The sequence below is a fragment of the Burkholderia cepacia genome (assembly GCF_029962485.1).
GTDB lineage: Bacteria > Pseudomonadota > Gammaproteobacteria > Burkholderiales > Burkholderiaceae > Burkholderia.
The window spans coordinates 1675199-1693870 of record NZ_CP073638.1 but is presented as its reverse complement, the minus strand read 5'-3'; the positions used below and the strand labels follow the sequence as shown (position 1 = coordinate 1693870).

Annotated in this window: 18 protein-coding genes; 9 read left to right on the top strand and 9 right to left on the bottom strand. The window is 68.6% G+C overall.

The features are described 5' to 3' along the window. The first annotated feature begins 17 nt into the window (after positions 1 to 17). From KEC55_RS23890 to KEC55_RS23875, 4 genes are read left to right on the top strand one after another with little or no spacing between them, the layout of a single operon-like run. The gene (locus tag KEC55_RS23890; protein WP_282507613.1) at positions 18 to 794 is read left to right on the top strand and encodes a DUF3348 domain-containing protein; all 777 of its coding nucleotides are present in this window, start codon (positions 18 to 20) and stop codon (positions 792 to 794) included. 10 nt (positions 795 to 804) lie between these two features. Further along, positions 805 to 3852 carry a DUF802 domain-containing protein gene (locus KEC55_RS23885; RefSeq protein ID WP_282507612.1) on the top strand — a complete coding sequence of 1016 codons (3048 nt, stop codon included), beginning with the start codon at positions 805 to 807 and terminating at the stop codon, positions 3850 to 3852. A 3-nt stretch (positions 3853 to 3855) separates the two neighbouring features. Further along, the gene (locus KEC55_RS23880) at positions 3856 to 4500 is read left to right on the top strand and encodes an OmpA family protein (RefSeq protein ID WP_282507611.1); all 645 of its coding nucleotides are present in this window, start codon (positions 3856 to 3858) and stop codon (positions 4498 to 4500) included. Continuing rightward, positions 4497 to 5105, top strand: coding sequence for a DUF2894 domain-containing protein (locus tag KEC55_RS23875; RefSeq protein ID WP_282507609.1), 609 nt, complete (start codon positions 4497 to 4499; stop codon positions 5103 to 5105). The genes KEC55_RS23880 and KEC55_RS23875 overlap by 4 nt, the downstream gene beginning before the upstream one ends. Before the next feature lie 33 nt (positions 5106 to 5138). Here KEC55_RS23875 and KEC55_RS23870 read toward each other — a convergent pair whose 3' ends face one another. Then, on the bottom strand, positions 5139 to 5642 hold the full coding sequence (locus KEC55_RS23870; RefSeq protein WP_282507608.1) for a DM13 domain-containing protein: 504 nt from the start codon (positions 5640 to 5642) through the stop codon (positions 5139 to 5141). Positions 5643 to 5889: 247 nt separating this feature from the next. Here KEC55_RS23870 and KEC55_RS23865 point away from each other — a divergent pair, with 247 nt between their 5' ends. Continuing rightward, a complete protein-coding gene (locus tag KEC55_RS23865) occupies positions 5890 to 6195 on the top strand; it encodes a DUF4148 domain-containing protein (protein WP_282507607.1) in 306 nt (101 codons plus the stop codon). Between the two features lie 79 nt (positions 6196 to 6274). On the opposite strand, the gene KEC55_RS23860 is transcribed toward KEC55_RS23865, so the two are convergent. The 4 genes from KEC55_RS23860 to KEC55_RS23845 form a co-directional block, all read right to left on the bottom strand. Beyond that, the gene (locus KEC55_RS23860; RefSeq protein WP_282507606.1) at positions 6275 to 6847 is read right to left on the bottom strand and encodes an NADPH-dependent FMN reductase; all 573 of its coding nucleotides are present in this window, start codon (positions 6845 to 6847) and stop codon (positions 6275 to 6277) included. A gap of 56 nt (positions 6848 to 6903) precedes the next feature. Then, positions 6904 to 7572, bottom strand: a complete 669-nt coding sequence (locus KEC55_RS23855; RefSeq protein ID WP_282507605.1) for a histone acetyltransferase — start codon at positions 7570 to 7572, stop codon at positions 6904 to 6906. 580 nt (positions 7573 to 8152) lie between these two features. Further along, positions 8153 to 9436: an isoprenylcysteine carboxylmethyltransferase family protein gene (locus tag KEC55_RS23850; RefSeq protein ID WP_282507604.1), complete on the bottom strand. Its 1284-nt coding sequence runs from the start codon at positions 9434 to 9436 to the stop codon at positions 8153 to 8155. Positions 9437 to 9556: 120 nt separating this feature from the next. Next, a complete protein-coding gene (locus tag KEC55_RS23845) occupies positions 9557 to 11815 on the bottom strand; it encodes a collagen-like triple helix repeat-containing protein (protein ID WP_282507603.1) in 2259 nt (752 codons plus the stop codon). A gap of 360 nt (positions 11816 to 12175) precedes the next feature. Between KEC55_RS23845 and KEC55_RS23840 the strand changes: the two genes are divergently transcribed. Continuing rightward, a complete protein-coding gene (locus tag KEC55_RS23840) occupies positions 12176 to 12574 on the top strand; it encodes a carboxymuconolactone decarboxylase family protein (RefSeq protein ID WP_282507602.1) in 399 nt (132 codons plus the stop codon). 57 nt (positions 12575 to 12631) lie between these two features. Here KEC55_RS23840 and KEC55_RS23835 read toward each other — a convergent pair whose 3' ends face one another. From KEC55_RS23835 to KEC55_RS23825, 3 genes are read right to left on the bottom strand one after another with little or no spacing between them, the layout of a single operon-like run. Continuing rightward, positions 12632 to 13615 (bottom strand): alpha/beta fold hydrolase, encoded by a 984-nt coding sequence (locus KEC55_RS23835; protein WP_282507600.1) that lies wholly within the window; start codon positions 13613 to 13615, stop codon positions 12632 to 12634. 7 nt (positions 13616 to 13622) lie between these two features. Continuing rightward, positions 13623 to 15206, bottom strand: coding sequence for a flavin-containing monooxygenase (locus tag KEC55_RS23830; protein ID WP_282507598.1), 1584 nt, complete (start codon positions 15204 to 15206; stop codon positions 13623 to 13625). Continuing rightward, positions 15203 to 16129 (bottom strand): SDR family NAD(P)-dependent oxidoreductase, encoded by a 927-nt coding sequence (locus KEC55_RS23825; protein ID WP_282507597.1) that lies wholly within the window; start codon positions 16127 to 16129, stop codon positions 15203 to 15205. The genes KEC55_RS23830 and KEC55_RS23825 overlap by 4 nt, the downstream gene beginning before the upstream one ends. 88 nt (positions 16130 to 16217) lie before the next feature. Between KEC55_RS23825 and KEC55_RS23820 the strand changes: the two genes are divergently transcribed. The 3 genes from KEC55_RS23820 (at position 16218) to KEC55_RS23810 (ending at position 17574) form a co-directional block, all read left to right on the top strand. Next, positions 16218 to 16874, top strand: coding sequence for a TetR/AcrR family transcriptional regulator (locus KEC55_RS23820; protein ID WP_282507596.1), 657 nt, complete (start codon positions 16218 to 16220; stop codon positions 16872 to 16874). A gap of 101 nt (positions 16875 to 16975) precedes the next feature. Next, entirely contained in the window at positions 16976 to 17248 is a 273-nt protein-coding gene (locus KEC55_RS23815; RefSeq protein ID WP_282507595.1) for a type II toxin-antitoxin system Phd/YefM family antitoxin, read from the top strand. Next, the gene (locus tag KEC55_RS23810) at positions 17245 to 17574 is read left to right on the top strand and encodes a type II toxin-antitoxin system RelE/ParE family toxin (protein ID WP_282507594.1); all 330 of its coding nucleotides are present in this window, start codon (positions 17245 to 17247) and stop codon (positions 17572 to 17574) included. Before KEC55_RS23815 ends, KEC55_RS23810 begins: the two co-directional genes overlap by 4 nt. A gap of 30 nt (positions 17575 to 17604) precedes the next feature. On the opposite strand, the gene KEC55_RS23805 is transcribed toward KEC55_RS23810, so the two are convergent. Then, positions 17605 to 18549 (bottom strand): LysR family transcriptional regulator, encoded by a 945-nt coding sequence (locus KEC55_RS23805; RefSeq protein ID WP_282507593.1) that lies wholly within the window; start codon positions 18547 to 18549, stop codon positions 17605 to 17607. Positions 18550 to 18672: the final 123 nt, after the last annotated feature.

The window sequence follows — 18672 nt, the reverse complement described above, 5'->3', positions numbered from 1 at the left end:
TTTTGACGGTTTGCAGCATGGTGCAAGCACCTCCGCGCCCGGCGCTGAGCGGTCCGACGCTCGTCCGGCTGCTCGCGCGCCTGGCCGATGCCGACGTCGCGGAATCCCGGCAGACGCTGTCCGACCGGCTGAGCCAGTGGCTCGGCTGGACCGACGCGATCACGCTGTCGTCCGCGCTGACCGCGAGCCCGCCGGGCGTCGCGGCCGGCGTGCGCGGCTACGATGCGGAACGCGACTGCGCGCGCGTGCGCCACGACCTCGCGCAGGCGATCACGGCCACCAACCGGCCGCGTGCGCGGCGCCGGCCCGGCGACCTGCCGCCGCCGGCCGCCGATACGGCCGATTTCGCCGATTTCCGCCAGCGTTACCTGACGCTGCAACAGGATATGGAGACGGCGATCGGCCAGTTGCGCGGCCGCCTGCGGGTTGCGCTCGCCGCGCGCTCGTCCGGGATGGCGCGGCTCGCGACGCTCGACACGATCATGGAGCGCGTGCTTGGCGCGCGTGAGCGCAGCCTGCTGTCGGCCGTGCCCGCGCTGCTCGGCACGCGTTTCGGGCGGTTGCGCGACGCGGAACGGCAGGCGCTGGCCGATGCCGAATCCGCCACCACTGCGGCCGGCCCGGCCGATCCGGCCGATGACGGCGCGGCGGCCGGCGCCACGGCCGTCGCGGCGATCGTGCCCGGCACATGGCTCGATACGTTTCGCGACGAGATGCAAAGCATCCTGCTTGCCGAACTCGAAGTCCGGTTTCAAACGGTAGACGGGCTGCTCGCGGCCCTTCGCACCTGCTAATCAACACGCTATGTCCAGAATTCGCCTTGATCTCGTTGTCTTCGTCGCCGGTCTGCTCGCAGTGGGCTGGATCGGTGTCGGCTATGTCGCGTCGAACCCGCTAGCGTCGGCCGTGACGCTGCTGATCGGCGCGTGCTACGTCGCCGGCGCATGGGAACTGCTGCGCTACCGCCAGGCGACCGCCACGCTGTCGCGGGCGGTGGCCGGCCTGACCGAACCGCCCGCGAAGCTCGACGCCTGGCTCGACACGCTGCCCGCAGGCCTGCGCGGCGCCGTGCGCGCCCGGGTCGAAGGCGCGCGCGTCGCGCTGCCGGGCCCGGCGCTCACACCGTACCTCGTCGGCCTGCTCGTGCTGCTCGGCATGCTCGGCACGCTGCTCGGCATGGTCGTCACGCTGAAGGGCACGGGCGCCGCGCTCGAAAGCGCGACCGATCTCGATGCGATCCGCGCGTCGCTGATCGCGCCGGTGAAGGGCCTCGGGTTCGCATTCGGCACGTCGATCGCCGGCGTCGCGACGTCCGCGATGCTCGGCTTGCTGTCCGCACTCGTGCGACGCGAGCGTGTCGACGCGGCCCAGCAGCTCGACGCGAAGATCGCGACGACGTTGCGCGTGCATTCATCCGCGCACCAGCGCGACGAATCGTTCCGGCTGCTGCAGCGCCAGGCCGACGTGATGCCGGCGCTGGTCGACCGGTTGCAGACGATGATGACGACGCTCGAAGCGCGCAGCGTCGCGCTGCGCGATCGCCAGATCGAAAGCCAGCAGGCGTTTTTCGACCGGACCGAGCGCGCGTACGCGGGCCTCGCGTCGAACGTCGGCGACGCGCTGAAGGAAAGCGCCGCCGAAAGCGCGCGTGTGGCCGGCGCCGCGCTGCAGCCGGTCGTCGCCGCGACGATGACGGGGCTGGCGCAGGAGATGGCCGCGCTGCGCGACACCGTGACGGGCGCCGTGCAGCGTCAGCTCGACGGGCTGACGGACGGCTTCGAGAAGACTACCGGCAACGTGACGGCCGTCTGGCACCGCGCGATCGACGACCAACGGCAGGCGGGCGACGCCGTCGCGCAGCAACTGCGGACGACGCTCGGCCAGTTCACCGATACCTTCGCGCAGCGTTCGACGGATTTGCTCGACGGCGTCGCGACGCGCCTCGAATCGACCGAAGGCCGTCTGTCGGATGCGTGGCGCGATGCGCTGTCGCGTCAGGAGCAGGTCGGCGAGACGCTCGCGAGCCAGCACGCGCGTGCACTGGGCGAAGCCGCCGCGACGTTCGAGCGTCATTCGGGCGCGACGCTCGCCGCGATGCGCGAGTCGCACGCGGGGCTGCAGACCGAACTGGCTGCGCGCGACGAACAGCGCCTCGCGGCATGGAACGGCTCGCTGACTGCGATGGCCGCGAAGCTCGGCGACGAATGGCAGCGTGCGGGTGTGCATAGCGCGGGCCGTCAGCAGGAGATCTGCGATGCGCTCGCGCAAACGACGCGCGATCTGACCGCGCAGGCGTCGACGTTCGAACAGCGCTCGACCGATTTGCTGTCGACGATTCGCGAATCGCACACGGGCCTGCAAACGCAGCTCGCCGCACGCGACGAAGAACGCCTGTCGGCATGGAACGATTCGCTGGCCGCGATGGCCACGAAGCTCGGCGACGAATGGCAGCGTGCGGGCGTGCACAGTGCGGGCCGTCAGCAGGAAATCTGCGACGCGCTCGCGCAAACGACGCGCGATCTCACCGCGCAGGCTTCGACGTTCGAACAACGCTCGACCGATCTGCTGTCGACGATCCGCGATTCGCACACGGGCCTTCAATCGCAACTGGCGGCACGCGACGAAGAACGTCTGTCGGCATGGAACGACTCGCTGGCTGCGATGGCCACGCAGCTCGGCGACGAATGGCAACGCGCAGGCGTGCATAGCGCCGGGCGTCAGCAGGAAATCTGCGACGCGCTTGCACAAACGACGCGTGATCTGACCGCGCAGGCTTCGACGTTCGAACAACGCTCGACCGATCTGCTGTCGACGATCCGTGACTCGCACACGGGCCTTCAATCGCAACTGGCGGCACGCGACGAAGAACGTCTGTCGGCGTGGAACGACTCGCTGTCGGCAATGGCCACGAAGCTCGGCGACGAATGGCAGCGCGCGGGCGTGCATAGTGCCGGCCGTCAGCAGGAAATCTGCGACGCGCTCGCGCAAACGACGCGCGATCTCACCACACAGGCTTCGACGTTCGAACAACGCTCGAACGACTTGCTGGCGACGATCCGCGATTCGCACGCGGGCCTGCAAACGCAGCTCGCCGCACGCGACGAAGCCCGCCTGTCCGCATGGAACGATTCGCTCGCCGCGATGGCGACCGCGCTGCGCGACGAATGGGCACAAACGAGCGCGCAAGCCGCGACGCGCCAGCAGGACATCTGCGACACGCTGACCCGCACCGCGAACGACATCACCGCACAGGCGCAGGTGCATGCCAGCGACACGATCAACGAGATCGCGCGCCTCGTGCAAGCCGCATCGGAAGCGCCGAAGGCCGCGGCCGACGTCGTCGCCGAGCTGCGCCAGCGCCTGTCCGACAGCCTGGTTCACGACACCGCGATGCTCGAGGAGCGCAGCCGCCTGCTCGCGACGCTCGAAACGCTGCTCGGTGCGGTCAACCACGCGTCGACCGAACAGCGCACCGCGATCGACGCGCTCGTCAGCACGTCGGCCGACCTGCTCGATCGCGTCGGCGCACGCTTCAACGATACTGTCGATGCCGAGACGCGCAAGCTCGATTCGGTCGCGGCGCAGGTCACGGCCGGCGCCGTCGAGGTGGCGAGCCTCGGCGATGCGTTCGGGATGGCCGTGCAGGTGTTCGGCGAGTCGAACGACAAGCTGCTGACCCATCTGCAGCGCATCGAGGCCGCGCTCGAGAAATCGCTCGCGCGCAGCGACGAGCAGCTCGAGTACTACGTCGCGCAGGCGCGCGAAGTGATCGACCTGAGCATGATGTCGCAGAAGCAGATCGTCGAGGATCTGCAGCAGCTCGCCGGCCGGCGCGCGCCCGTCGGAGCGTAACGCATGCACGACGAAATCGACGGCGGCGCGGAATCGGCGCCGGTATGGCCCGCGTTCGCCGACCTGATGTCGGTGCTGCTCGGTGCGTTCGTGCTGATCCTCGTCGGCGTGATCGGCATGCAGCTTCAACTCACGTCGAAGCTCGAGGAAGCCGTGCGGGCGCGCCAGCTCGAAGCACAGCAGCGCAAGTCGCTCGAACAGGCGCTCGCCGGGCCGCTCGCGGCCGGCCGCGTGACGCTCGTGAACGGGCGCATCGGCATCAGCGGCAACGTGCTGTTCGCATTGAACTCCGACCAGTTGCAGCCCGCTGGCCGCGACCTGCTGAAGACGCTGGCCGTACCGCTGGCCACGTACCTGACGACGCGCGACGAGATCCTGATGATCAGCGGCTTCGCCGACGACCAGCAGGTGCATACCGGCAACCGCCTGTTCGCGGACAACTGGGAACTGTCGGCCAAGCGCGCATTGACGGTCACGCGTGCGCTGATCGATGCCGGCGTGCCGGCGTCGTCGGTGTTCGCGGCCGCGTTCGGCTCCGAGCAGCCGGTCAGCTCGAATGCGGACGATGAAGGCCGCGCGAAGAACCGCCGCGTGGAGATTGCGCCGGTGCCGCGCAAGTCGGCCTCGAACGGAGGGAAGGCGAAGTGACGGACGACGCGACGCACGTCCGCGCGACGCTCGACGCATGGCGCGAGCAGGGCGCCGACCGGTTCGATCCCGTGCGCTTTCATCGGATCGACGCGCTCGAACGGCGCGCGGCCGCGCTCGGTGGCGACGCGCGCGCCTTGCTCGACGTGCGGCTGGCGACGTTGATCGAAGGCTACGCGGAAGTCGTTGCGCGGGCGGAGGAAGCGCCGGCTGTGGGCCACGCGGCACGGGTTGCGTCGCCGCGTGGCGCGCTCTCGGCGCTCGTCGAGCGGCTCGCGCGCGATGCGCAGGCCGACCGGCGCGGGCTTGATCCCGAACTGGTCGACTACTTCCGCACGATGTGGTCGAAAGTCCGCACGGAGCAACAGTACCGGCAGTCGCTCGACCAGGTGCCGCGCAACGCGGGGCCGCTCAATTCGAACAGTCTCGTGCACCGGTCGCTCGCGACGATGCGCGAGTTGTCGCCGGAATATCTGCAGCAGTTCCTGTCGTACGTCGATGCGCTCGCCTGGCTCGAGGATCTCGCCGGCGGCGGCGCGCAGCCCGAGAAGGAAGCGCCGCGTGCGAAGGTGGCGAAGAAGGCCACACGGAGCAAGAGCCGCTAGCGCGCGAGCGTGCACCGTGGGAGCGGCGGCCGGCTACATCGATAGCTGGCCCGACGTCGCCGCGTGTTGATACCGGGCCGCGCTGATGAATTTCGAAAAGCGTTCGCACCAGATCACGACCGACGTGTATTGCGCGGGATTCACGTCGGCGGGCAGCGGCACGACGAAATTGCCGAAGGTCTTGAGGTCGCCCACGCGCGCGGCACGCGCCTTGATCGCGACGAACGACGCCTGGGTGTCGACGAATTCCGGCACGAGATAGATCTTGTAGTCGGGCCCCGGTGCGACGTCGCCTTCGAACGCGATCGACGTATCGGTGATCGTCACCTTGCCGTCTGCCCAGTGCAACGCGTCGCTTCCCGGCAGGCCGCGTTCGAAGCGGCCGGTATGGCGTGCGTTTTCCGCGGCCAGTTGCAGTTCGACGGCGCTTGCGCCCTCCGATGCCGTGAGGATCGGCAGCACGTAGATGCCCGCGGCAAACGCCACGAGACCCGTCGCGAGATGCGATGCGATCAGTACCCAGATTCCGGTTTTCATGTCGGACCCTTTGAGCGAGAACAGTGGGTGGCGCAGGGCCACATGCCTGTAGTCGCGCGAGCCGGCGGAATCTGACAGCCGATCGGTTTTCCCTTTCCGTTGAACACGCCGTTTCTGCCGGGCACGCCGCGCGACAGCTGCATCGCGGCGCGGCGCCGGATTTTTTTTCGTTGGCGTGTGTCATCTTTGCGCGCGCGGATCGACTCACTCTCCGTCGACAACATCGTCGATGCTCAGGAGAGATCAAATGAACAAGCTTGCTCTGTATGTTCTTGCGACGGTTGCCGCGACCGCTTCCGTTTCGGCGTGGGCCGCGCCGCAGTCCACCGTGACGCGCGCGGAGGTGAAGGCCGAGCTGGCCGCACTGCGCGCGGCCGGCTACCGCCAGACCGGCGAAGACCCGTATTATCCGGCGCGGCTGTCGGAAGCGCTGAAGAAGGTCGGCTCGACTGGCACGTCGACGGCCGATACCAGCGGATACGGAACGGCAGCGCCGGCCGCGAGCGAATCGGGTCCGATCGCAGCCGATCGGCCGATCTATCGCGGACGATGATCCGGGTAGGACGTTGCGTCTGTCGGCGGGTGCAACGTCCAATCAATTCGGACTGCGATGGATTACCGGATACCCAACGTCAGCGCGTTGACCTGCTGTCGGCAATCACCGCACCGAGCGCGTGCAACGCGTCGGCCAGCGCCGCCGCGAACGGTGGATGCGCGGCGATGCCCGTCGCGTCGAGCTGGCTGCCGAGGATCGGCAGCGCGATCGACGCAGGTTCGACGATGCGAGCCGACATCACCGATAGCGTTTCCCGCAGCGCGGCGTCCGCATGTGTCGCGCGCGGCGACGCATTCAGTACCGCGACCGGCTTGTACACGACGGCCTCGCATCCCACGACCCAGTCCAGCGCATTCTTCATCACGCCCGTCACGCCGTGCGCGTATTCCGGGCTCGCGATCAGCACGCCGTCGGCTGCGTTCAGGCGATCGATCAGGTCGTGCACGGCGGCAGGCGACGGAAACTCGGCATCGGGATTGAACAACGGGAATTCGCCGAGGCGATCGAAGCGCGTGATATGCATGCCGCGCGGCGCGACGAGCGCGGCCGCGTCAAGCAGCGCGGCGTTGTACGACTGCGCGCGGAGGCTGCCGCACAGCGCAACGATGTCGATGTGGCGCTCGGCGTCGGTTCGGGGATCGGTGGTCATCGATGGGTGTGTCGGTTGGCGCGCAGTGCGTAGCCGCATCGCGCGGCCCGGACGGATTATCGCATCGGCGTTCGCGTGGCGTGACGTGCGCGGCCGACGCTTGCACCCCGCAGTGCCGCGTTGAAAATCGCCGCGGGATCGCACCGGGCCGGTTCCGCGCCGCTCATCCCGGCCGCCCGCGCAAATTCCTTCATCGTCCATCCGTGGCCGAGCAACAGCCGCCGTGTATGCAGTGCGCCATGCACATCGTCGGCAACGGTATCGCCGAGAAAGCGCAGCGCGCGGCCCTCGACATCGACGAAGCCGTGCCGGTAATCGTGCGCGAGCGCTGTCCACAGCTGCGCGGCGCCGACCGACTGGCGCGCGCCGCTGATCAGGCACAGGCCCGCGTCGAGCCCCCAGCGGTACAGCGTCGTCGCGAGGCCCTTGCGTTGCGCCGAGCCGCGCAGCCGCGTATGCGGCGCGCGCAGGTAGCGATCGGCGCGTCGGGGGATTTCGGGCAGGCGGTTGAATACCGTGTAGCCGGCGAGCTGGCGCGCGGCCGGATCCTCGACGTACAGGAAGTACTCGCCGTCCGCTTCGCGGTGGCGGACGATCAGGCCCGAGCGGCCGAGTGCGACGGCCGGCAGGCCGTGCAGGCGGTGGCCCGGCTGGTGGAGGCGCTCATGAAGTGTGTCGAGTTCGTCGTCGATGTCGTGCTGGGAATGCTGTACGTCGATACGCATGGCAAAGGTCGCCCGTCCCGGGCGGTTCGAGAAAGGGGTTCATCGCAAAAGGGAACAGGAATGGGTGCGGCCCCCGGGCTCGGCGAAGCGAGCCGGGGCCGCGAATCAGCTGGGGATGTGCTGGAAACCGGCGGCGATCGCGGCGAGGCCCGCGATGCAGAGTGCGAACAGGATCAGGACTTTGTGGATCACGCCTCTTTCCTCATGAATGCGCGGTGCCGGCGGGCGGCATCGCGGAGACGGTGAGCGGCGGGCACGGCCCGCACGGCCGTCGTGCGGGACGACGGTCGGAGTCCGGGCGACGGATCGTGCGCGGACGGCCAGCACCATACGCGAGGTGCCGGGGGCGGGCAATCGGACTGGCGGAGAAAAGCGATGAAAAGCGGAGAATCGCGCTGTTTCGCGACAATTGGCCGCAAGGGGCCGTGCATCGAAGTGTTCGGCGATGCGGGCGGGCATGCGCCGCCAGGCGGTGGAAGGTGTGCGAGGCGCGCCCGGCGTCAGTGCGGGGCCGCTACCACTCGTGCGACGGCCGGAACGGCGTATACCGCCGCCCCGGCCCCGGTCGCAACTGGAGACGTCACGCGGGTTGCCGCCCCCCGAAAGCCTGCCGGACCCGCGCGAACAGCCCGTGCTGCGCGATCCATTCGGCGTATGCGCGATAGTCGGGATCGCGCATCAGGTGACGCTCTTCCGTCTTCGCGCGCGTGTAGTAGATCAGGTTGACCGCGACGAGCCCGGCGCAGTGCATGAGCCCGATCTGCCAGCCGAGCGGCTCGACGAACGGCACCGACACCATCCAGTACGACAGGTTCTTCGTGATGTACGCAGGATGCTTGGTAAAGCGGTACGGGCCCGACGTGATGATCCCGCGGTTGGTGAGGTTCGAGAACCGCAGCCCGAACGAGATCGTGCACAGCGCGTAGGTCAGCAGCAGCAGGATGATCACCGCGCCCCAGATCACGCGCAGCATCGGCGCCGACAGCAGCCAGTTGTCCCAGAACACCGAACCTTCGTAGCGGATGTAGTTGTTCGAGATCAGCGACCAGAACGGCTGGTAGCAGATCAGTGCGGCCACCCAGCCGAGCGTCGTCGGCTCGACGGTGCGCACGTGGCTGTCGAGGATGCGGAACGTGCACAGGTAGCCGACCGTGCCGAACATCAGGTCCATCGTGAACGACAGGTCGTACATGAACACGAAGGCCGCGATCGACATCGGCGCGTGCATCGCGTTCGCGAGCGACGCGCTCAGGTGATCGGCGTCCTTCGACAGGTAGACGGTCATCAGCGGCAGGAAGAACGCCTTCACGCCCCAGCCGGCGAGCATCTCGCGCACCGGCTTCCAGCTCGCGGGCTGCTCGCGGCGGAACAGGAAGCGGCCCCACAGCAGGTACGCGTCGTCGGTCTCGCGCTGGTGACGGTCCATCCACGCGAAGTAGAACGGCGCGGCGACGATCACGTACGGCGCGAGCGAGCGCAGCAGCGACCAGAACGGCAGGTAGAACGCGCCATGGTATTCGGGCAGCAGCCAGTAGAGGATGCCGATGCCCGCGTAGATCGACGTCAGCGCGCCGAGCCGCGTCGCGACACGCGCGATGCCGAGCGGCCGGACAGCCTGCCGCGACAGCCCCGCGCTCGGGCGCAGGTAGACGCGCGAGATGAAGAGTTCGTGCAGCGCGATCGTGCCGATGATCGCGAGGCTGGCGATGACCGCGCGCGTGGCCGCGTCGAGCGTCGGATGGTCGCGCGTGATCCACAACGCGAGGAGGCCTGCGGTGATGCCGAGCAGGCCGGCACGGAAGGGCGTGGCGGAACGCGGTGGGCGGTCCTGGGCAGCGACGATGCCGTCGAGCGTGGAGTTCATGATCGGATCCTCGTACGGATGAGGGCCGGCGCCCCCGCTTGGCGGGTGACGCCGGCCGTCGGCCGGGCTTTGTATGGATGCGCGCCCGGCCATTGGCCTGTCGTTCTGATAGGTGAAGCGTTACTTCTTGGTGCCGCCGCCCAGCAGACCGCCGAGCAGGTTGGTCACCGGCGACAGCAGGTTGCCGGCACCGCCCGCGGCGCCACCGTTCGAGCCGCCGGTCAGGCCGCCAACCACGGAGCCGCCGCCAGCCGGCGTCGTCACCGTGCCGGCTGCGCCGCCGGGGCTGACCGTGCCGGTGGCGCCGGCCGCGCCGGCCGGCGTCGTCAGCGCACCCGTCAGCGTGCCGACCGGGCCGCTCGACAGCAGGCCGCCGAGGGTGCCCGTCACGTTGCCGCCCGGCGTCGTGACCGTGCCCGTGAGGCTTGCGCCGAGCGGCGTCAGCGAGTTGACGAGGTTCGTGACCGGCGCCAGCAGGCCGCCGAGGCCCGCGCCACCGGTACCGCTGGTGCCGCCGGTGCCACTCGTCCCGCCGGTGCCGCTGGTGCCACCGAGGCCGCCGAGCGCGCCCGTCAGCGAGCCGAGCAGGCCCGTGACCGGCCCGAGCGGGCCGCCGCTCGTGCCACTGGTGCCGCCCGAACCGCTCGAGCTGCTGCCGCCGAGCCCGCCCGTCAGCGTGCCGAGCAGGCCGGTGATCGGGGCGAGCGGGTTGCTGCCGCCCGAGCCGCTGCTGGAGCTGCCCGCGTTGTTGTCGTGGACGAGGCCACCGGCGGACGTCACCGTGTTGCCGAGCTGGGCCACGGCGCCGCCGAGGCCCGTGCCGACCGGGTTGTCGGTCGCGCCGCCGACCTTCGTGCCGGCGAGCGCGAGGCCGTTGCCGAGCGTGCTCAGCAGTCCGTTGAGCGGCGTGCCGAGCAGCGTGGCGCCGCCGAGCGTTTGCGTCGCACCCGGCGTCGTGACGCCGCCGGTCAGCGTGTTCGTGATCGGGTTGATCACCTTGCCGATCTGCGTCTCGAGCTGCTGGACCGGCGAGCTGTTCAGCGCCGTGTTCAGGCCCGACGCGGTCGAGTTGACGGCGCCGCCGACGGTGTTGACGAGATCGCCGACGAGCGTCGTGACGGGCGACAGCGGCGACAGCGGGCCCGAGCCGAGGCTCTTCACCGCGTTGCCGAGGTTGTTGACCGCGCCGCCGGCGCCGGTCAGCAGGCCGGTGGTCGACGTCAGCGTCGGTCCGAGCGGGTTCGCCGACACGCCGATCGAGCCGAGGCCGGCCGCGACACCGTTGCCGAGCGCCTGCACGCCGTTGCCGAGGCTCGTGACTGCGTTGCCGACGCTGGTGGCCGTCGTCGGGTTCGTGCCGGGGATCTGCACGCCGCCGATCTGGCCGCCGCCGTTCGCGACCGTCGTGCCGAGCGCCGTCACGAGGTTGCCGGATTTCTGGAGGACATTGCCGAGGGGGGTGACGCCGGAGCCGGAGGTGCCGGAGGTACCGGAAGTGCCCGAGGTGCCAGAGGTGCCGGAAGTGCCTGACGTGCCGGAGGTGCCCGAGGTACCGGAGGTGCCCGACGTGCCGGAAGTGCCCGAGGTGCCGGAAGTACCCGACGTACCGGAGGTGCCCGACGTACCGGAGGTGCCCGACGTGCCGGAAGTGCCCGAGGTGCCGGAAGTACCCGACGTACCGGAAGTGCCCGAGGTGCCGGAAGTGCCCGACGTGCCGGAGGTGCCCGACGTGCCGGAAGTACCCGATGTACCGGAAGTGCCAGACGTACCGGAAGTGCCAGACGTACCGGAAGTGCCAGACGTACCGGAAGTGCCAGACGTACCGGAAGTGCCAGACGTACCGGAGGTGCCGGACGTGCCGGAAGTACCCGACGTGCCGGAAGTACCCGACGTGCCGGAAGTGCCCGATGTACCGGAAGTGCCCGACGTACCGGAAGTGCCAGACGTACCGGAAGTGCCAGACGTACCGGAGGTGCCGGAGGTGCCGGACGTGCCGGAAGTACCCGACGTACCGGAAGTGCCCGACGTACCGGAGGTGCCTGAGGTGCCGGAGGTGCCCGACGTACCGGAGGTGCCCGAGGTGCCGGAGGTGCCCGAGGTGCCGGAAGTGCCCGATGTGCCGGAAGTGCCGGAAGTGCCCGAGGTGCCCGAGGTGCCCGACGTACCGGAAGTACCCGACGTCCCGGAACTACCCGACGTCCCGCCGCCAGACGTCCCACCGCCCGACGTACCCGAAGTCCCCGAACTGCCACCCGTCCCGGACGTGCTCGGCTTGATCGTCGGCGGGGTCGTCGGTCCATCGACCGAGCCGCAGCCGTACAGCGCGAGCAGTGACGAGACGGCCATCGTTACCGTCGTCTTCTTGAAGAATTTGTGCATGTTGGCCTCGACATTGGAAGTGTGTCCAAGCCTCCTCTGCAAATTCCGCGCCATGACGGGTTCCACGAAACGGTGTCGCGCTTTGTTGCGGGAATCGGGAATATCGACGCGATTTAAACGGAGTAAAGGTGGTTTCGCGCAGCGGGCATATACGGTGCGCCGGCGGGTCCGTTGCGATGTTCCCGTAAGCAGACGTAACGCGCGGCACGATGTTACGTAGCGTTCGACATCGCGCGACACGGGCAGCCGCGAACCGAGGGCCGCGTCTTTGACGAAACGTCCGGGCCCCGGGAACATGGCCCGAAAACGCCCGGCCGCCGGCGATGCCGAAGCGGCCACGACTTCAACCAGGACACGGACATGAGCGAACAGGACAGGGAATACGGCAAGGCGCGGCGGATCGAGGTGATGGGCGAGGCATTCGTCGAGCGCGCGATGCGCGACCTCGACGGATTTTCGCGTCCGTTGCAGAACTGGCTGAACGAACACGCGTGGGGCAGCACGTGGCAGCGGGGCGGGATCGACCTGAAGACGCGCAGCCTGTGTACGTGCGCGATGCTGGCGGCGCTCGGCCGAAGCACGGAACTGAAGGGCCACATTCGCGGCGCGCTCAATAACGGCGCGAGCCTTGTCGAGATCCGCGAGGTGTTGCTGCACAGCGCGCTGTATGCGGGCGCGCCGGCCGCGGTCGAGGCGTTCCGCAGCGCGCGAGAGGTGATATCGGATCTCGGGCTGTCGGTGCCCGACGAAGAAGCCTGATTCCGCCGCCGCGCCGGCTGCGGGGCGCGGAATCAGGCGTGGCCAAGCAGTCGCGGCTTACGCGATGCGTGCCGTCGGTGCGGTCGCTTCGGCCGGCGCGGCGGCGACTTCGAGCAGCCAGTCGGCCGTCGCATCGGGAATCGTGACCGGCAGCATGTGCCCGCCGTCTACGACCTTCAGCCGCACCCGAGCCGACTTCTTCGCGAGCGCGTCGCCGTGCTCGCGCCAGTTCAGGATCGGATCGGCGCGGCCGTACAGCACGTCGACCGGCAGCGCGAGATCCGCGTAGCGGCGCTCCATCGCGGGCAGGTCGGTGGGCGCCGACAGCAGGTCCGTCGCCGTCGCGTAGAACACGTGCGGGCGCATCCCGAGCAGGCCGCCGCCCTTGACCGGGAAGTCGCGCGGCACGTCTTCCGGCGCGAACACCTGGCGCACGGCCTTGCGGCCGGTCAGGATCGTCAACGGGATCGCGAAGGTCCACGACACAAAGCGGCGCACGAGCGGCGACGGCAGCATCAGCGGCTTGAACGGCGCCGGCGGCTCGGTCTGCTCGTGCGACAGCGGCGCAATCAGCGCGAGCCGGCTCACGCGGTCCGCATGGTTGAGGCCGACCGCCAGCGCGATCGCGCCGCCGAGCGAATGGCCGACCAGCACCGGCTTGTCGAGCCGTAGCGCGTCGATGAACGCGGCGACCGTGCGGGCCTGCGCGTACACGTTCGCCTGCGAACCCGCGCCGCGGATCGACCGGCCGGCGCCCGGCCGGTCGATGAGGATCACGCGATGCTGCTGCGCGAGCCGTGCAAGCGGCAGGTACGCGAAGTTGCGCAACTGCCCGGCGAGCCCGTGGACGAACACGATCGGCGGGCCGTTGCCGTATTCGACGTAATGGATGCGGTCGCCGCCGATGTCGACGAAGCGGCCTTCGGGCGGAAACGCGCGCGTCACGCGCCGGGCCACGTAACCGGTGAACAGCGCGAGCGCGGCGAGCACCGCCACGACGCCGAGCAGCACGTTCTGGATCAGATGGAGCGTATGGGTCATGTCGGCCTCAACGGGTTTCGAGTGCGGGTTCGGCAACCGCCGCCGTGGCGGTCGTGCCGGCTTTCGCGCGGCGTTCGAAATGCATCGCCGAATCGGCGAGCGCGCTGAACTTCAGCGACGCGAGATCGCGCACGTAGTTCTGGTGGAATTTCCACGGCTTGTGATGGCCCTGTTTCGGCAGGATGCCGGCCGCGCGCTGGATGTAGCCCGAGCTCAGGTTGACGGCCGGCACGTCGCCGAGTTCGCCGGCACCGAGCCGCGGCACGCACGTGTCGTAGTCGTTCGCGCGCATGTGGTTGAGCAGCCGGCACACGTAGCGCGCGATCAGCTCGGCCTTCAGCGTCCACGACGCATTCGTGTAGCCGAACGACGACGCGAGGTTCGGCACGTCGCTGTACATCATGCCCTTGTACGACACGGTCTCCGGCAGGTCGACCACGCGGCCGTCAACCGTGACGCGTGCACCGCCGAGCATCTTCACCTTCAGCCCGGTCGCGGTGACGATCACGTCCGCGTCGAGCTGCTGGCCGCTCTTCAGCTTGAGGCCGGTCGGCGTGAAGCGCTCGATCTCGTCGGTGACGATCGACGCGCGGCCCGCGCGGATCGACTTGAACAGGTCGCCGTTCGGCACGAGGCACACGCGCTGGTCCCACGGCATGTAGCGCGGCGTCAGGTGCTTCGCGACGTCGAAGTCGGGGCCGAGCTGCTTGCTGGCCGCGCGGATGATGAACTTCTTCGTCTGGTCGGGCTTGCGGCGCGACACGTTGTACAGGTAGATCGTCAGCAGCACGTTCTTCACGCGCACGAGCCGGTGCGCGAGCCGCGACGGCAGCACGCGCCGCAATGCGTTCGCGATCTTGTCGCGTGCGGGCAGCGACACGATGTAGGTCGGCGAGCGCTGCAGCATCGTCACGTGCTGCGCGTCGGCCGCCATCGACGGCACGAGCGTGACGGCCGTCGCGCCGCTGCCGATCACGACGACGCGCCGGTTCGCGTACGACAGGTCCTTCGGCCAGTGCTGCGGATGCACGAGCTTGCCCTCGAACGTGTCCATGCCGGGCCACTCGGGCCGGTAGCCGGCGTCGTAGTCGTAGTAGCCGCTGCACATGAACAGGAAGCGGCACGTATACACGAGCGTGTCGGTCGTGCCGCCCTGCGTGCGCTCGATGCGTACCGTCCAGCGCGCGCGGTTCGAATCCCAGTCGGCCGCGACGACCTTCTGGCCGTAGCGGATCGTCTTGTCGATGCCGTACGTGCGCGCTGTGTCGCGGATGTAGTCGAGGATCGTCTGGCCGTCCGAGATCGCCTTGTCGCTGTGCCACGGGCGGAAGCTGTAGCCGAGCGTGAACATGTCGGAATCCGAACGGACGCCCGGATAACGGAACAGGTCCCAGGTCCCGCCGATCGCGTCGCGCGCTTCGACGATGGCCACGCTCGCATACGGGCAGCGCTGCTTCAGGTGATACGCGGCGCCGATGCCGGACAGGCCGGCGCCGACGATCAGCACGTCGAGGTCGCGGTTGTCGCCACTGTCGCGGCGGGCGCCGGGGGCGGGCGGCGCGTCGCGCCGGTCGGTCGTCGTCGAGGTCATGCGAGGTCCTTGGTCGGCGTGGTCGGGCGCGCGGCCGGAGCGTGCGCGCGGTCTCCCATGGGGACTTCCTTCGGGCGGAGATTGCGTGCGCGGGCGCGGCGCACGTGGCGCAGCATCAGCCACTGGTAGCCGGCGCCGAGCAGGCGCGCGATCCGGTCGAGCCGGCGCGCGTCGGCGCCGACGAGCACGCGGCGCGCGTTGCGCTCGACGCCCGCGAGGATCTGCCGCGCGGCGTCGTCGGCCGTCGTTGCGTTGATCAGGCGGTTCGCCTGGCGGCGATGGGTCGCTTCGTCCTGGCCCGTCAGCGCGTGGATGCTGGTGTCGACGCGGCCCGCGTCGACGATGCTGGTCGCGACGCCGCCCGGATGCACGCAGGTCGCGCTCACCGGCGCGCCGTCGAGTTCGAGTTCCATCCGCAGCGCCTCGGTGAAGCCGCGCACCGCGAACTTGGTTGCGTTGTACGCGCTTTGCGTCGGCATCGCGACGAGGCCGAACAGGCTCGACGTGTTGACGATGTGACCGTCGCCCGACGCGCGCAGGTGCGGCAGGAACGCCTGCGTGCCGTGCACGACGCCCCAGAAATTGATGCCGACGATCCATTCGAGATCGGCGAGGCGCGCGGTCTCGGCGCTGGCGGCCAGCGACACACCCGCGTTGTTGAAGATCAGGTTGACCTTGCCGTGTTCGGCGCGGACGAAATCGGCCCACATGAACACCGCGTCGCGGTCGGAGACGTCAAGCCGCCGCGTGCTCACGCGCACGCCGTGCTGCGCGCAGGCAGCGGCTGTGCCGGCGAGCCCGGTTTCGTTGACATCGGCGAGCGCGACCTCGCAGCCGCGCCGCGCGAGCTCGACCGCGAGGCTGCGGCCCATGCCCGAACCGGCGCCCGTGATCGCGGCAACCTTCCCGGAAAACCCCTTCATCCGTCGTTCCTCCCGTTCCGCTTGCGCTGCATCGGCGGCGCGTCTATTGTGGTGTTGGTCGTCACCACTTTAGTTTTCGGGTGTCCTGATGTCAAATAGCGGAATGGAGAAAGCACTCGAAACGGAAAAAAGGGGCCGGTCGTACGGCGGCGTCGCGCCCGAAGTGCGGGCCGCCGAGCGGCGCGACGCGTTGATCCGCGCGGCGACGCGCGTGTTCGGCACGGTCGGGTTCCGCAAGGCGACCGTGCGGTCGATTTGCCAGGAAGCGAAGCTGAACGATCGCTATTTCTATGCGGCGTTCGACAGCACCGAGGAGTTGCTGCGCTGCACCTACCTGCATCACGCGCAGCAGCTGCATGACGCGGTCGCGCAAGCGGTGGCCGCGCGCGGCGGCGATCTGCGCGAAAGCATCGACGCGGGGCTCGCCGCGTTCTTCGCGTTCCTGCGTGACCCGTGCGCGGCACGCGTGCTGCTGCTCGAGGTGATGGGCGTGAGCGCGGATACAGACATGACATACCAGCGCATGCTGATCGACTTCGGCAAGCTGATCATGGAAATTGGCTCGCCTGGTGAAGCGGCGACGCCCGCGGAGCGCACCGAGCAACGACTGATCGGGCTCGCGCTCGTCGGTGCGATGACGAACGTCGGCGCGGCGTGGTTGCTCACCGAATATCGCGATTCGGAGGCGCAGATGATCGCGAGTTGCAGGAAGGTGCTGCTGGGGACGTTGCGGGAGGCGGGGTAAGGAAAGGGGCAGTCGGCCCCGCATCGGTGCCTTTCCGTCCAAGGAAAGACTAAATTCGGACTATAATCGGTCTCATCGTGATCGGACAGCGGGCGCTTCGCATGAAATTCTCTACTCAAGTCAAGCCGATCAGCTATCTCAAGAGTCACGCGGCCGAGATCGTCAAGGAGATTTCGGAGAGCCGCGAGCCGATGTTGATTACCCAGAATGGCGAGGCGAAGCTTGTCGTCATGGATGTCAAATCCTATGAGGAGCATGAGGAGACACTCGCGCTCCTCAAGCTGCTTGCGCTGGGCAACCGGGAAATCGAAAAAGGGCAATTTCGTTCTGTCGAGGACGTGTTCGCGGATCTCGACAAGGACGATGAACAATGACGCTTCGCGCCGTTTTTATTCGGTTTGCAGAAGATGATTTGAAGGCGCTAAAACGCTATGTCGTATCGCACTTCGGGGCGGCGACCTGGCGCTCGAGTTACGACGAGATCAAGCGCGCCGTTGCAGCGATTCGAGTCTTCCCCGATCAAGGCAGGGTTCCGGATGAACTGGCGAATGTCGGCTTGACGCAGTACCGCCAGATCATCGCGGGAATGAATCGTGTCATTTACGAGGTTCGCGGCGATACCCTGTATGTCCATATCGTCTGCGATACGCGCAAGGACCTGAAGTCCTTGCTGATGCGAAGGCTCATGCTTGCGCATTGAGCGCTCCCGGCCTCCGTATTTCTCCGCGACCTAACGCACGCTTCCGCGCTTTGCCGCCGGGCCCACAGGCCGCGTTTCCGCAATCCTCCCCTTCATCGCGTCGATGAACGCCCGCACCTTCGGCGACGGCAGCCGCGTCGACGGATACACCGCATGGATCCCGGCCGGCGCGGTGTGCCACCCCGGCAGCAGCCGCACAAGCCGGCAGGCTGCGACATCGTCCGCGGTCGAGAAATCCGTCAGCAGCCCGAAGCCGCCGCCCGCGAGCACGATCGCGCGGCATGCGGTCGCGGTGTTCGACACCACCGGCGCGACGCAGCGGACCGCCGCGCTGCCGCCGCTCTCGTGGTCGAGTTCGAGCGTATGCGGGCGCGGCAGCGTCGACAGCATCACGAACGGCAGCGCGGCGAGCGCATCCGTATCGCGCGGTAGCCCGTATCGCGCGATGAACGCGGGGCTCGCAACCAGCCATTTCTCGTAGGTGCCGAGCTGCACCGCACGATAGTTCGAATCGGCGAGGCGGCCGATCCGGATCGCGACGTCGAGGTTGTCGGCGACGAGGTCGACGACGCGGTCGTTCGCGACCAGTTCCACATCGAGCGCCGGATGCAGGTCGCGCAACGCGACGACGGCCGGCGCGACGACCAGCGCGCCGTAGTCGATCGGCACGCTCACGCGCAGCGTGCCGCGCAGCGGCCCCGCGTCGGACGACACCGCATCCAGCGCGGTTTCGGTTGCGCGCAGGATGTCGCGGCACGCGTCGTAGAACGTGCGCCCCGCATCGGTCACGCTCAGCCGCCGCGTCGTGCGTACCAGCAGGTTCGCGCCGATCTCGGATTCGAGGCGCTGCATGTGTGTACTGACGACCGTCTTCGCGAGGCCGAGCCGCTCGGCCGCGGCCGTCAGCGAGCCGGCATCGACCACCGCGACGAAGATCGCCAGCCGGTTCAGGTTCACGTCGCGCAGATCGGCCATCGTCGATTGTCCTATAGGAGCGGATAATGTTTCAGCGATTATCCGTCTTCTGGCAATGAACGGCGAGCGCTACGCTGGAGCCGTTCGTCGCCGACTCCCGGCGGCGCGAGATTCCGGAGTGTT

Coding starts and splice junctions, on each gene's coding strand:
- KEC55_RS23885 (WP_282507612.1), top strand. CDS start 805: ATGTCCAGAATTCGCCTTGATCTCGTTGTCTTCGTCGCCGGTCTGCTC.
- KEC55_RS23845 (WP_282507603.1), bottom strand. CDS start 11,815: ATGCACAAATTCTTCAAGAAGACGACGGTAACGATGGCCGTCTCGTCA.
- KEC55_RS23820 (WP_282507596.1), top strand. CDS start 16,218: ATGTCAAATAGCGGAATGGAGAAAGCACTCGAAACGGAAAAAAGGGGC.
- KEC55_RS23830 (WP_282507598.1), bottom strand. CDS start 15,206: ATGACCTCGACGACGACCGACCGGCGCGACGCGCCGCCCGCCCCCGGC.
- KEC55_RS23810 (WP_282507594.1), top strand. CDS start 17,245: ATGACGCTTCGCGCCGTTTTTATTCGGTTTGCAGAAGATGATTTGAAG.
- KEC55_RS23855 (WP_282507605.1), bottom strand. CDS start 7,572: ATGCGTATCGACGTACAGCATTCCCAGCACGACATCGACGACGAACTC.
- KEC55_RS23850 (WP_282507604.1), bottom strand. CDS start 9,436: ATGAACTCCACGCTCGACGGCATCGTCGCTGCCCAGGACCGCCCACCG.
- KEC55_RS23835 (WP_282507600.1), bottom strand. CDS start 13,615: ATGACCCATACGCTCCATCTGATCCAGAACGTGCTGCTCGGCGTCGTG.
- KEC55_RS23870 (WP_282507608.1), bottom strand. CDS start 5,642: ATGAAAACCGGAATCTGGGTACTGATCGCATCGCATCTCGCGACGGGT.
- KEC55_RS23860 (WP_282507606.1), bottom strand. CDS start 6,847: ATGACCACCGATCCCCGAACCGACGCCGAGCGCCACATCGACATCGTT.
- KEC55_RS23880 (WP_282507611.1), top strand. CDS start 3,856: ATGCACGACGAAATCGACGGCGGCGCGGAATCGGCGCCGGTATGGCCC.
- KEC55_RS23890 (WP_282507613.1), top strand. CDS start 18: ATGGTGCAAGCACCTCCGCGCCCGGCGCTGAGCGGTCCGACGCTCGTC.
- KEC55_RS23840 (WP_282507602.1), top strand. CDS start 12,176: ATGAGCGAACAGGACAGGGAATACGGCAAGGCGCGGCGGATCGAGGTG.
- KEC55_RS23805 (WP_282507593.1), bottom strand. CDS start 18,549: ATGGCCGATCTGCGCGACGTGAACCTGAACCGGCTGGCGATCTTCGTC.
- KEC55_RS23815 (WP_282507595.1), top strand. CDS start 16,976: ATGAAATTCTCTACTCAAGTCAAGCCGATCAGCTATCTCAAGAGTCAC.
- KEC55_RS23865 (WP_282507607.1), top strand. CDS start 5,890: ATGAACAAGCTTGCTCTGTATGTTCTTGCGACGGTTGCCGCGACCGCT.
- KEC55_RS23825 (WP_282507597.1), bottom strand. CDS start 16,129: ATGAAGGGGTTTTCCGGGAAGGTTGCCGCGATCACGGGCGCCGGTTCG.